The following is a 13,414-nucleotide window of genomic DNA, read 5'->3' on the forward strand; positions in this document are numbered from 1 at the left end:
TGCTGGGGGTTGACAGGTTTCGTTCATATCAGGGATCTGGTGTCCGAGTAGCTGAAGAAAAAGTAAAAGACCCTATCTTCGATAGGGCCAGCCAAAACTATTGCATCAATCCTTGTTCTTTTAACCAGTTCTCTGCAACATCTCGAGCCTTCTGACCTTCTAAGTCTACCTTCGCATTCAGCTCAGCCATCGTAGTTTCGTCAAGCTTTCCTCCCAACTGATTCAATACGTCTCTCAACTCCGGGTGAGCTTCTAGCGTATCCATACGAACCACAGGTGCAGCATAGTAAGGCGGGAAGAAGTTCTTATCATCCTCTAGAGACTTTAGATTAAAGGCTGGAATTCTTCCATCAGTAGAGAAGGCATCATTGACGTCAACCGCTCCGTCTTTTACCGCTCCATACGTAAGTCCTGGGTCCAATCCTTTTGTCGATTGAAAGACAAGCCCTTCATACACTTCCTGAAGTCCTTTATATCCATCTGGACGCTCTAAGAACTCTTGGGTCGCTCCCATCGTTAGATTAGGGGCATGTTTCGCTAAGTCAGAAATCGTCTCGATCCCTAACTCCTCGGCATGATCCGCTCTCATAGATAATGTATACGTGTTATTAAAGCCAAGCGGCTCTAACCAAGTCAATCCAAATTGCTCTTCATACGCAGCTTTCGTTTTATTGTACGTTTCCTCCGGATCACTCACGTTCTCTTCCTTCAGAATAGAGATCCACGCCGTACCCGTATACTCCGGATAGATGTCGACATCCCCTTTTAACAGTGCACTATGAACCAATTGAGACCCTCCCAAGAACGGCTTACGCTCTACTGTCAGATCCGTCTTCTCCTCAATGAGAGAAGAGATCACATGAACGAGAATATCCTGCTCAGAAAAGTTCTTACCGGATACAACCACTTTCCCATTCGATCCAGCACTTCCTACTTGCGCATCGTTCCCACAAGCCATTAAAGATAGAGACAACACACCAGACATCAACAAAGCAAAACCTTTTTTCATATTTAACATAATTCTGTTCCTCCTCTAAGTTGTGTTTTACACTCGTTTTAATCCTCTAGGGGTTACGGCTCTCTCCGTACGTTCCAGTACAAAGTCAAAGATTAAAGCTAATAACGCTGCTGGAACTGCTCCAGCTAAAATCAATTCCGGAGATACCATAGCAATCCCACGGAAGATCAGATCTCCAAGTCCACCTGCTCCAATCAAAGAGGCTAGCGTCGCTACCCCGATAATCATGACCGTAGCTGTACGAACACCCGCCATAATCACATTAAGAGCCAACGGCAATTCCACTTTAAATAGCACCTGCGCGCTCGTCATCCCCATACCGACTCCCGCTTCTTTCATTGACTTCTCGACATTCATAATCCCCGTGTACGTATTTCGCAGAATCGGCAACAAGCCATAAATCGTTAATGCCACAATCGCCGGCGTCCAACCAATTCCCATAATCGGAATCATGAATCCAAGTAAAGCCAAGCTCGGGATCGTCTGACAAAGGGAAGCAAATCCAATCACGGGACTTGCCAACTTCTGATTTCTTGTAAGAAAGATCCCAATCGGAACCGAAATCAAAATCGCAATGAGTAAAGCTACCAATGACAATTGAATATGTTCTACTGTAGCCTGGATAATTTCATCCTGGCGTTGTTGTAATACCGAAATAAAATCCATCATTTCACCCTTCCCACTCTAGTTGCTAAAATCTCGAATGTTAAGATACTTTCAGCAAGGCATCAATCAAGCTCGAACTCGTAATCAGACCCGCGAGTCGTCCATCCTGATCCGTAACCGGCAGATGTGATAGTCCCTTTTCCTTCATCAATTCAACAGCCTCCGTTACACTTGTACCAACCAATACGGCATGAAAATCCGTATTCATCAACTCTTCTAGCGCACGTTCTTCTTCTTTATAATTGAGCTCAACTACCTCTTTGCTCACGATCCCTTTGAGCACATGGTTCTTATCCGTAATAAGAAGGCTGTTTACTCGGGATTGTTTCATCAGTTTGGCCGCATAAGCGAGTCCACGCTTCTGTGACGCCGTTGCCGGCTTGGTAATCATCACATCTTCCACCAATAAGGTGTCCGTTCCTGTACTCAATCGTTCCTCCCCGATAAAGGAGCGAACAAAATCATTTTTAGGACGACGAAGCATCTTCTCCGGTGTATCGACCTGCACGATCTCTCCATCCTTCATCAATACAATACGATCGGCAATCTTCAGAGCTTCATCCATATCATGCGAAACAAAGACAATCGTCTTCTTCACTTCTTCCTGCAAGCGAACCAACTCATCCTGCAGTTGCTCACGACTAATGGGATCAAGGGCACTAAACGGCTCGTCCATCAAAATAATCGGCGGCTCTGCAGCCATCGCACGGATTACTCCAACCCTCTGCTGCTGCCCTCCACTTAACTCTGCAGGATAACGATCCCCAAACTTGCTCGGATCCAATCCTACCAGGTCAAGCAACTCGTCGACTTTTTTCATGTACAAGTTCTTGTCCATCTTCTTTAACTTCGGTACCAAAGCCACGTTCTCGCGGATCGTCATATGAGGAAACAGCCCAATCTGCTGAATCACATACCCGATATCTCGTCGTAAAGAAACCGGATCGACCTTCGATATGTCTTGTCCATTAACCAGGATCTGACCCGAGCTCGACTCGACCAAGCGATTAATCATCTTCATCGTCGTCGTCTTTCCGCAACCACTCGGCCCGATTAACGTGACAAGCTCCCCTTCATTAATCGTCAAATTAATCCCCTTTAAAGCAACCGTTCCGTCGTCATACTTTTTCGTGATATCTTTAAACTCAATCATCTGTTACAAACTCCTCTCCTAAAAATCTACTCTCTACTCCTCCACATAGCGCAGGGTACTTTGAATCGATTTATGCCCTGCCCATTGCTTAATCGTCTGCAGCGGTACACCCTTCTCCACCAACCTGCGACAAAACGTATGCCGTAGAATCTGGCATGTCACCGTAAAACCCAGCTTATCGCTGTACCCTTCGACCACAAACTGGATCGATCTCGGCTGCATGTTTCCCGAGCGTTCGGTAACAAATAAAGAAGAGCTCTCTTGATGAAACACCTTCATGGATTGCGAACGATACTTCAGCCAATCCAAAAGCTTCACCTGAAGGCCTAAGTCAATCGGAATCCTTCTTTTTTCCACATCCTCTTCCATCACCACCAACTCCCCTTGGTCAATGGAATCGAGAAGAAGATCGGATACCTCTTCCACCCTTAAACCGGCATACAACAACACATAAATCAACGCCTCGTTCCGGGCTTTCTTCAACGAACTACGCTCCTGCTCGGCTTGCTTTAACAACAACATCTCTTGCTCCATTGACAGCCATTTAGGCTTGTCCTTCTTCTCTTCTAGAAAGCGAAGATGCTCCGCAAAGTTCGTCGTTAAGTAGCCTCTTCCCTTCGCCCACTTCAGGAACGAACTCATCACCGAGATCCACTTATTAACCGTCGTGATCTTCCGACCCTTCAGCAACATATCCTCACGGCATTCCAGCAGATCCTCCTTCGTCATCTCATGAAAGGACTTCTTCTTCTGCTGCAGCCATATTAGATAATGCTTCGCTTCCGACAAATACAGCTTCACCGTACTGCCTTCTTTTCTTTGCTTTATTTCCTGTGCGTACTCTTCGATATAAGATTCGTTCTCCGGCCAGAGAGGATTCAACACATTCACCTACTTCCAAGGAAACCTTATCATTTCCTTCACTAATAAAATTCTGTGATGAATTTTGTTCTACGATGAATTATACGGGAGATCCCACCCTTTTACAATTTTCATATCCCCTGCTATATTGTGATATCTATAAATTATCCATTCTGAGGGAAGATTAACTCGGGCATCCTTATAAATCATCCCAGGTCGTCCCATATCCCCCCGAATCCTCCCGATTTGTCAGAAAACATGCGAAACAGAGTCATTTTAATCGGCACGATGAATTGTTGGATGAAAATGGTAGGATGGTAAGGATCCGAGGAGAGACCGAATCATACCATCGCTCTAACAAGATCCAACAGGTGCGGTGCGGACATTGGTTCCGTTAAATAGGTAAAAATCGCTCGGGTTTTAGTAGAAGCGGACAAGAAGTCCGTTATTTTTCAAAAAGACCACGCGTAGCCCTTGTTTTTAAGCCATTAGCGGAATCAATGTCCGATAAAACCTCTCTTTGAGTCTTTCTTGGGGATATAACGGAAACTGTGTCCTCTACATTCGCTTCATAATTAACAACTACCAATCGAAGCCTAATCGACTCTTTTATAACTGAATAACGCTGGTGATAATTTTTCTGCTTATATAGAAGAAACACAACCCACCCCCCTTTTGAATATATTTCCCCTTGATTTCATGCACAAGATTTGATACTTTATATAAGTAACTTTTCTCGTACAACCTTATGGGAGTTGATGGGGTCCTGGTGGCCTTCCCGGTCTTCAAAACCGAGTGTGACGTCCGTGAGGCGTCAGGTGGGTTCGATTCCCACCTTCTCCCGCCATAAACCAAGTAATATCAAGGGTTCAAGACACCTTGTAAATATATGGATAAGAGAACTGGTTTTTACATAGGCCGTGTATGTACGATGAATTAGACCGAGTGTGTACCTCCTTGGATATAGTGGATTATTCCGCTGTAACAAGGAGGTTTTTTTGTTGTCCAAAGAACATAAAACGAAAGGTCGTAGAACGGCTACAAGACGATTTTTTGACAAAGAGGAGATAACACCAATCCCACAAGCATCCAAAACATTGGATGAGCTATTTGAGACCTTTATGCAGGCTAAAGAACTAGAAGGGTTGAGAGAAAGAACATTGACTGATCATCAGCGGCACTATAAGTATTTCTTAGATTTTCTTACGAATTCTTTTCCCGAAATCAAGCGAGGTGATGATATTACTGTTGATGTAATTCGTAATTACATCAACTGCATGAAAAATGAAAAGGGTGTTTGGGATAATCATGAATGGTTAGCTGAAAAACATGCTAATAAGAAAGGTTTATCCCCTGTAACCATTAATGTAAGACTTCGTTCCATAAAATGTTTTTTTAAATTTTTAACTGACGAAGGACATATTAAAAATAATCCTTGTGAAAGAATTAAGCTACTCAAGACTGAAGATGATACCATCGAATCCTTTACGCCCGAACAAACTAAAAAACTCCTTGAGCAACCCGACCAAAGAACATTTGTAGGATATCGGGATTATGTTTTAATGATTCTTCTTTTAGATACAGGAATTAGGGTAAAAGAAGCACTTAATTTGACTATTGATAACTTTGATTACGAACAAAAAACATTAACAGTACCAGCATCCGTTGCCAAGAATAATAACGCTCGTATATTACCCCTGTCGAAGAAAACTGCAAAACTTATTAATACACTCATTAAAGAAAATGGTGCACTCCTTGAAGACGGATGTAATAATCTATTTATAACGAATTATGGAGATAAACTTGAACCACACATCATTAGAGCAAGAATAAAGAATTACGGGGAGGCTGCAAAGATCAAAGGAGTAAGAGTATCACCCCATACATATAGGCACACTTTTGCCAAGTATTACATTTTGAATGGCGGTGATCCCTTTACTTTGCAAAGATTATTGGATCACAGCACCATGAACATGGTTCGAAAATACATCCAAATGAATAATGAAGACATTAAAATACAGCACAATCAATTCAGTCCAGTTAACCAGTTGTCTTTATAATAAAGCTTGAAATCTAAATGGATTATAATGTTCAAAAGGCATAGGTTATCTCTATGCCTTTTCAATTGATTTATTATTTAATTATCTTAGGATTAGGAATCGATATATTAGAATCTAAAAGAATCCGTATCCTCTGAACCTTAAATTTTTGTTGTAATTCTTTCTCAAGTTGATGGGTTACTTCTTCAAGAATTTCAACCTCATTTAACTCCTCAGAAAATTCTTTTTCACCTTCCCTTTTCAAACCATATATAAACAATTCATCTGGATTTTCTTTACTTTGACATAAATGCATTTGAAAGCTATCTAAATCCTCTTCACTCTCAGCATCTATCTCTACCCAAAAACAATTTTTCCCTTGTACTACATATGCCGTCGGTTTGAATGGCTTCTTTAAGGTGTACTTCATAACAATAACCTCCAATTATATGTAATGAATTCAATTAGAGTTTATCTTTTTTTAGCTTTTGGTTCCATAGATATTTAGTCATTTAAAGAAGAGGAATATATAAAGTTCCAATCAAAGCATTAAATATATTGATTATGAGGAGGAGTAAATGTGCCTGAAGTTTTTTGGGTTAAATTAGAGGTTAGAATTGAAGAAGCGATAACTGCTACCAAAGAAGAGGTTCTAAATATAATTAACGTAATCGAAGGAAATATATTAGATGAGAGCCAACAAAACATTTTAACAGAATTCAAAGACATGATAAGAAAAATTGAACCAAATCATATGGAAGAATTTTCTCAGGATATAAACGATACATTCAATAAATTAACGCAGAATATCCAGGATCAATTATTTGAATCTCTAGAACAAATGGTAAGAACATTACATCTTTGTAATAAATTAAGCGAAGAAATTCGTGTTCGCATCGGAGACGCAATTTACTATAAGGGTAAAATGATTCATGTTGATGAAGAAAACACTGTATATATTGATTTCAGCGAACTGGGCGAACCCATGGTTTATAACGCGAAAAATGACGAGCTACGCTTTAAAACCATCATTAATAATGTAATAACAAAAGCATGCGTCAATGTTGCCAAGCAATTGATTAAGGAAAATAAACAAATATTTGAACGGTTAATAGTTTAAACTTTTATCGAAATGATGATAACTGGTAAAAACAGTTGTGCGGTGATTTAATGTATATAGAAAGAGCAAGGTTGTTTTTAGAAAAATTAGATGCATCTGAAATGGATAGATTCGTTCGTCATGTAATTGATCATTTCAAAGATGCTCCCGAAGATGTCGATGAGAGAAATGAATACCGTGAGAAAATTAGAAAAAACATTCGAAACTTCATCAATGGGGCAAATACCTCCAAATCAAACATTGAAGCTTATTTTGCTGCCATAGATAAATTACCTGGCAGGGATACTATATCTGTTTTATCTGGAATTCAACTATCATGGCAAGAAAGTATGCTTAAATCTGCTCTCAATAAAATTCCTTCAAAATATTTCAAGCACTTTGATGATGAAAATATCAGGGATGAGTTTATTAAATTCGTGAGAAGTTCATTATCCATTTGTTATGATGAACGAAAAACTTATTTTGAAAAAAACCTAACCACCTTCAATCAATTCTTGGAGATAAAAAAGAGTAAAAAATAAAGGCATCGGAATTTTGTTTCCGATGCCTTTTCTCTTATACCGAATTATATTTCAGTACAATCCCTAAATAAAGCCAATTAAAAATATTTTTATTCATTTTTCATACAAATAAGCCTAATTTCCTATTAAAAATTTATTTAAACATATTTTCCAATTGGAAAAGCTCCCCGCGTGCTTCTGCCTTGAATCCTTGCTAGCATAGGTTCCAGGAAGGAGGTCCACCATGATTCCACAAAAAACCATTAAACTGAAACCTTCTTTACTATATCTTATTCTCAACAGATTGCTCTTCAAGATGCTTTTGACCAATTTTTAATGGTTAAAGACCTAGAAGGACTTCGTGAAAGAACTCTGAGCGACCACAAAACTCATTTCAAATACTTCCAAGATTATTTGGAAAGAGCAAATATCAAGCTTACCTACCTCGATGAGGTAACACCACAAATTTGTCGTGGTTATGTCTTGTTTATGAAAAACAAGAAGCATAAATGGGACAACCACCAACACTTATCGGAAGTTGATCCTGTAAAGGGGTTGTCCCCTGTCACCATAAATATCCGTATCAGGTCTCTCAAAGCCCAATTTAACTTTTATGTGAAAGAAGGATTTTCTCCTTCAAATCCTTGGGAAGCCGTACCACTTCTTAAAACGGACAAGAGTGAAATTAATGCCTTTTCCAAAGAAGAATTGGCACAGCTTTTAAGAACACCAAACAAATCAACATTTGTTGGTTTTAGAGATTATGTTTTGATGATTGCATTGCTTGATACTGGATGTAGGATTTCTGAACTTCTGTCCATCAATGAAGAAAGTGTTGATTTTGAGGACGGAGTTATCTATATCGGTGCAAGCAAAGCAAAAACTCGATTTGGACGCCCTGTTCCTGTATCCCCTAAAACCATTGATTTAATCAAAAACCTTATAAAGGAAAACCGTATCCTTGAAGATAGAGATAATACAGCTATTTTCATAACTGTAAGTGGAAATAGGTTGACCGATTCCGATGCGAGAAGAATCTTATCAACCTATGGAAAAAAAGCAAATATAAAACATGTTCGTGTGTCCCCACATACCATGAGGCACACGTTTGCTAAGCACTACATCTTAAGTGGTGGTGACCCTTTTACCCTTAAAGAAATTCTAGGTCATTCTACGCTAGAAATGACGAAGAAATATATTTCAATGAAAATTGATGATTTAAAGCATCAACATAATCAGTTTTCACTGATGAAATCAAACGCCATTTAGTTATTAAATACGTTTTTGTCCATTTGTTTATAAAGGTCATCTAGTTCCACTTGTAACACACTGCACAACTTTGGTAAAAAATCTGGTTTTATCTTGGCGTTGTCTTGCTCTAAGTTGCTTAAGTAGTTAATCGATACGTTTAGCTGTTTGGAAACCTCTTTGAGCGTAAGACCTTTATTTACCCGAAGATACCGAACATTTTTTCCAAATGACATCGGAATTCACACCCTTCACCCAATTCAACATTTCACATCTATTATGGGATTAAGGGGAATAGATTATTCAAAAAATTTGATTTTGATTCCTCAAACGAGGAATGTTTTTTGAAATATTTGGCATAATACAAATGCGGGAGAAATATGAAAAAGGTTCCCCTTCATGGAACCTCACAAAATCTTGGTCGATTTTAGTGTATCATATTTCTCCTTTTTTGAAAGGAGAGAAATATTTTAAAGATATGATAAATCTAGATAAAAAAGCAATTCTATTTATTAGACGTTCACTAGAAGAAAAGCATAAAGCCGAAAGCATTGATTATCAAATCAAAATGTGCCGAAAATAGCTGAAGATGAAGGATGCATTGTTGTCGATGTACTAGTCGAGGAAATATCGGCTTATGATAATGATATTGACGACAGACCTGTTCTTAAAGAATTATTAAAACGGGCTCTGCAAGGGGAATTTGACGTTGTGGTTTGTTGGCAAAAAACTCGTCTAGTTAGAGATATGCATGATGAGATATTAATCAAAAATTATCTAATTGATCAAGCGGGTTGCCAAATAATTTTTTCTGACCCAGCAGAATTACCGTATAAACCTGACGATTCTTTAAATCGAATGATGCATATGATGAAGGGATATTTGGGTGAGGTTGAGGTTGAAAATCTTCGAGAAAGAATAAAAGCACACCTTCGTGCAAGAGCTGGAGATGGTAGATATGTCGGTGGAACCTATACAGGATACGAATGGAATAAACATACCAAACGTATGGAACAAGTACCTAGTGAAATTGATATTGTAAGGAAAATTTTTAATTGGTACTTGTACGAAGGTTATTCGACAACACAAATTTCAAATTTACTCAATCTTGAAAACGCTCGGACAAAAAACAATAAGAAATTCTATCCTTATACAGTTTGTAGTATTTTACAAAACAAAATTTACTGTGGGTATTATCGGTGGGGTTTTACAACTTCTAAGCGTAGAAGTAAACCTATTCCAACCGAAGGGTTTGAAATGAGGGTTAAATGGATAGATCCTATAATCTCTCTTGAAGAGTGGGATAAAGTGCAAAAAATCATGGTTGACCGCTCAGGGAAAAAGAGGGGACAAAAAAGAGATTACTCCAGGGTATCTTCGTCTATATTCTTACTCAGCGGCAAAGTTTTTTGTGGCAGTTGTGGAAATCGAATGGCTGCACATAATGGCTCAAAAACTTATGATACAAAGAAAGGAATCGAGCGTACCTCAGAATATTTGCGTTATATATGCAGAAATAAAGAAGTTTCTCATATGTATAAAAAACAAATTGATTCCAAAGTTTTAGACCAGCTTGTCTATAATCATGTTTTAGAATTTGTACAATCTGCAAACAAGGACCTTATGCTTATCAAAGCTAAACAATGTTTAGAGGATTATACAAAAGAAATACGGTATAAAATCCTAAACATGAAAAAGTTCATCTCTAATAAAGAAGATGAATCAGAAAACATTAAAACAAATATGTTTCGGACTTCAAATCCAGAATTGGTGGCTTTATATGAAAGTCAATACCTAAACAATCAGAAAGAAATAGAATCAAAAGAGAAGGCTGTTAAAGAACTTGAAAATGGTCTGAGGGAAATTTGCATAACAGAAAAGGATGTTGATGATTTTTTAGATTTTATTTCATCGTTTGATGAATCAGAGGTTTACCCAAGAGAAAAGATTATCAGGTTATTTGACACTCTTGTGGAAAGGGTCATTGTCACGGGAGATGAGGTCATTATAAAGATAAAATGGGCTATAACTATGGAACAAATTTCAATAGACGATTTATCACCTGTCGAATTTGAATTGAAATTTGTTGTATAATTTAACATAAACCTCCAATTTTATGGGAATAATAAAATTGGAGGTGATTTTTTTGAACAAAGAGTTTTTAGATATCTTTGCAAGACAACTTATCGAATGGAAATATAAAAGTTTACAACAGGAACAATTATTTGGTCGTTCAAACTTGATAGAATAGGAAAATGGAGAAACCGCATAAACAGTTTCTCCATTTTTTATTAGCTAATATTATATTTCGGTATTTCGAAAACCACGGATTAGGGCTGTTTTCCAAATACCGAAATTTTTCATTAAAAAAGAAGGCTAAGCTTTGAGCCTTCTTTTTTAATGAACTAATTGTTGTTCTTTCATTTCATCTAACGCTTGCCGATGTATATTGACTAAGCCATTTACAATTTTGAGTTTCTGAGGAATCTCATCTCCAAAGTGTCCAGGACGTATATATTTTTTTCTGCGTGCTACAATCCCATTTTCTAAATAAAAATTAAATGTAACAACTTTGCTTTTCCTTCGTAACACGAATTCCAGAATCTTAAATAATTTTTCAGGGTGACGAGTAATCATCTTAAATGAGTCTGAAAAGAACATTCCGTTACCATCGGTAACATAGTATAGAATTTTTGCAAATTCTTCATCAATGGCTGGGTCCATCCCACTTATAACATGAATTTTCTTTTTAAAATCCATTTGTCGAGAAGATGGAATTTCTATGTCAAACGGTTCTGCTTTAATTGGCTCATATTTTGAAATGCTTCGAGAGTTCATGGCAAGCTTATTTAACGCAGCCCATGCCACTGGATATTGTAAGGGAATATGTCCGTATGGGTCATTCTCCTTAGCCTCAATCTGTTTACTCTCTTTATTTAGGTTAACTGTCTTGAAATGAACTATCGCTTCTTCTGTCAACTTAATAATGTCATCGTCGGTTAAAACGGTATCATCGCACCACAATGTCTTTGCAGCACGTGTTGTACTTGCCAGATCTTCAATTCTACTGTTACGAATTGCTAGTGAAACTAGAGAACGTACATCTAAAGAAACAGCAGGTCTATAAAAATAAGCTTCTTCTTCTGCCGTTATTAACATCGTTTGACGAAATTCCAGGTCGCCCCATCTTCTAATAATCGAAGTTAACCTATCCTCTACATCCTCAGTTACAACTTTAATCGCTTTTTCGGGTATATCATAACTAGCCAATCGGGGGGTAAGCAATTCTTGTATGTAAGATTTCATTTTTAAATTCCCCTTTGTTTCAATGTTACTTATATTTTCCCCCAAATGTCCTTGTGCATGCGCAATGTATTATGGTGCCCATAATACCAGGAAAGCTTGCATTAGCATTTTTAGTTAAAATCAATTTGATTTTCAAAAAATTACATGCAAGAATTTATATGTTTAGTCTATCTCTTCTGATATACTTTGTTATGTTCTTATTTTCTTTTTATTGGATGGTGAGGGAAATTGTTAGCAGTACAAGAAAAAATCACCTCTAGTTCTCTTTATCAACATGTTGAGAATTCACTTCAAATCATAAATGAAATCCAAGTTTCAGAAAAACTCAACTCCTCCGAAGATAGAGAAAAGCTCTCTATTATGTTTGAAGCATTAAACTTGCTGAAAATTAGGATGGATGCTGCTGATCCAGTGTTGGTATCTAATAATTCGCTAACTAATATGTTTAATCAAATCAATAACTTAACAGGCGAATTAAATGCTTTTAGAAGCAATAAAAATACTGGTCACCTCGATAATGCAATATCCAAAGTAGAAGCATTGCTTCCTTTTTATTCTCAAATCAACTTGCCGATGAATGAGTTAGAAATCGAAGGAATTCGAGATTATATTATTAAATTTCGGCAATCTGTTGGACAACATCTTTCTCACCTTGAAAATGAATTTGAACAGGTGAAGAATGCTCACGTAAGTAATTCAACTAAATTAAATGAACTCTCGACCTCCATTGAAAGCCAAAAAAGCCGTGTTGATACGGTGGTTTCAGAATTCCAAACACAGTTTTTACAAGCTCAAAATCAGCGTCTAGAGGATTTCTCAAAGGAACAAAACGAACGGAATGATGATTTCATTCATAAAGAAAAAGAACGTGAACAGCTCTTTGAGGAAATGCTAGGTGGACACAATGAACAATTGGAAAAGTTATCAAAGGAATTCAGTGAAAATGCTTCTTCAACACTTACCGAAATCGAGGATTTAAAAACCAAAGCAGAAAAGATAGTTAGCATTATTGCTAATTCTGGTGTAGCTGGTGCTTATGATGAAACCTCAAAGAAAGAAGGTTGGACCGCTCTCATTTGGGATTTAGGTTCTGTTCTTTCATTAGGTTTAATTTTGTATTTTGGATACAAATATGTTCTTACTGCTGATTTTACTTGGACACAATTGGTCGCTAGATTGTTTCTTGGCGGTATCGGAGTTACCTTGTTTGGCTATTGTGCTAGAAGGGCAACAAACCATAGAAACGAACAAAGACGTAATCGTCAAATTGCAATTGAACTTGCCTCTCTAGACCCTTATATCGAAAGCTTTGAGGAGAAGGATCAGCATGACATCAAAACTCGATTAGTCGATAAATATTTCGGGAGAGACAGTCAAGATGTGATTGCACAAGACCCCAAAAATACATCTAATAACACAGGAATGGACCCAGCCATTCTTAATAATCAGCAATTTCAGCAATTTGTTGAATTACTTCAACAGCAAATGAAAAATGGAAAATGA

General features: G+C 37.7%; 13 protein-coding genes and 1 tRNA gene. 7 read left to right on the plus strand and 7 right to left on the minus strand.

The features are described 5' to 3' along the window. Nucleotides 1–97 precede the first annotated feature (97 nt). Genes EIZ39_RS23745 through EIZ39_RS23760 form a run of 4 tightly spaced genes read right to left on the minus strand, consistent with a single transcriptional unit; the run spans nt 98 to nt 3,719 of the window. Entirely contained in the window at nt 98–1,018 is a 921-nt protein-coding gene (locus EIZ39_RS23745) for an ABC transporter substrate-binding protein (protein ID WP_240675926.1), read from the minus strand. A gap of 27 nt (nt 1,019–1,045) precedes the next feature. Next, a complete protein-coding gene (locus tag EIZ39_RS23750) occupies nt 1,046–1,684 on the minus strand; it encodes an ABC transporter permease (protein ID WP_205668635.1) in 639 nt (212 codons plus the stop codon). A 40-nt stretch (nt 1,685–1,724) separates the two neighbouring features. After that, nucleotides 1,725–2,837 carry an ABC transporter ATP-binding protein gene (locus tag EIZ39_RS23755; protein ID WP_129203603.1) on the minus strand — a complete coding sequence of 371 codons (1,113 nt, stop codon included), beginning with the start codon at nt 2,835–2,837 and terminating at the stop codon, nt 1,725–1,727. Between the two features lie 33 nt (nt 2,838–2,870). Next, nucleotides 2,871–3,719 carry a tyrosine-type recombinase/integrase gene (locus tag EIZ39_RS23760; RefSeq protein ID WP_164985287.1) on the minus strand — a complete coding sequence of 283 codons (849 nt, stop codon included), beginning with the start codon at nt 3,717–3,719 and terminating at the stop codon, nt 2,871–2,873. A 729-nt stretch (nt 3,720–4,448) separates the two neighbouring features. Between EIZ39_RS23760 and EIZ39_RS26900 the strand changes: the two genes are divergently transcribed. Beyond that, nucleotides 4,449–4,545, plus strand: a tRNA-Sec gene (locus EIZ39_RS26900). 154 nt (nt 4,546–4,699) lie between these two features. Then, entirely contained in the window at nt 4,700–5,758 is a 1,059-nt protein-coding gene (locus EIZ39_RS23770) for a tyrosine-type recombinase/integrase (protein ID WP_129203609.1), read from the plus strand. A gap of 73 nt (nt 5,759–5,831) precedes the next feature. On the opposite strand, the gene EIZ39_RS23775 is transcribed toward EIZ39_RS23770, so the two are convergent. Next, a complete protein-coding gene (locus tag EIZ39_RS23775; RefSeq protein WP_129203611.1) occupies nt 5,832–6,167 on the minus strand; it encodes a hypothetical protein in 336 nt (111 codons plus the stop codon). Nucleotides 6,168–6,317: 150 nt separating this feature from the next. On the opposite strand from EIZ39_RS23775, the gene EIZ39_RS23780 reads away from it, so the two are divergent. The 3 genes from EIZ39_RS23780 to EIZ39_RS23790 all read left to right on the plus strand — a co-directional run bounded on the left by EIZ39_RS23780 (nt 6,318) and on the right by EIZ39_RS23790 (nt 8,626). After that, complete coding sequence (locus EIZ39_RS23780; protein ID WP_129203613.1) at nt 6,318–6,857, plus strand: hypothetical protein; 540 nt, start codon at nt 6,318–6,320, stop codon at nt 6,855–6,857. A 50-nt stretch (nt 6,858–6,907) separates the two neighbouring features. Then, on the plus strand, nt 6,908–7,378 hold the full coding sequence (locus EIZ39_RS23785; protein ID WP_129203615.1) for a hypothetical protein: 471 nt from the start codon (nt 6,908–6,910) through the stop codon (nt 7,376–7,378). Nucleotides 7,379–7,693: 315 nt separating this feature from the next. Continuing rightward, nucleotides 7,694–8,626, plus strand: coding sequence for a tyrosine-type recombinase/integrase (locus tag EIZ39_RS23790; protein WP_129203617.1), 933 nt, complete (start codon nt 7,694–7,696; stop codon nt 8,624–8,626). Here EIZ39_RS23790 and EIZ39_RS23795 read toward each other — a convergent pair. Beyond that, nucleotides 8,623–8,841: a helix-turn-helix domain-containing protein gene (locus EIZ39_RS23795; protein ID WP_129203619.1), complete on the minus strand. Its 219-nt coding sequence runs from the start codon at nt 8,839–8,841 to the stop codon at nt 8,623–8,625. The two genes, EIZ39_RS23790 and EIZ39_RS23795, sit on opposite strands and share 4 nt — an antisense overlap. 334 nt (nt 8,842–9,175) lie before the next feature. Between EIZ39_RS23795 and EIZ39_RS23800 the strand changes: the two genes are divergently transcribed. Then, nucleotides 9,176–10,699 (plus strand): recombinase family protein, encoded by a 1,524-nt coding sequence (locus EIZ39_RS23800; RefSeq protein WP_129203621.1) that lies wholly within the window; start codon nt 9,176–9,178, stop codon nt 10,697–10,699. A gap of 303 nt (nt 10,700–11,002) precedes the next feature. Here the strand turns inward: EIZ39_RS23800 and EIZ39_RS23805 are convergent, their stop codons facing one another. Further along, nucleotides 11,003–11,911, minus strand: a complete 909-nt coding sequence (locus EIZ39_RS23805) for a hypothetical protein (RefSeq protein WP_129203623.1) — start codon at nt 11,909–11,911, stop codon at nt 11,003–11,005. A 228-nt stretch (nt 11,912–12,139) separates the two neighbouring features. Here EIZ39_RS23805 and EIZ39_RS23810 point away from each other — a divergent pair, with 228 nt between their 5' ends. Next, nucleotides 12,140–13,414 (plus strand): coiled-coil domain-containing protein, encoded by a 1,275-nt coding sequence (locus EIZ39_RS23810; protein ID WP_129203625.1) that lies wholly within the window; start codon nt 12,140–12,142, stop codon nt 13,412–13,414.

The organism is Ammoniphilus sp. CFH 90114 (assembly GCF_004123195.1).
GTDB lineage: Bacteria > Bacillota > Bacilli > Aneurinibacillales > RAOX-1 > YIM-78166.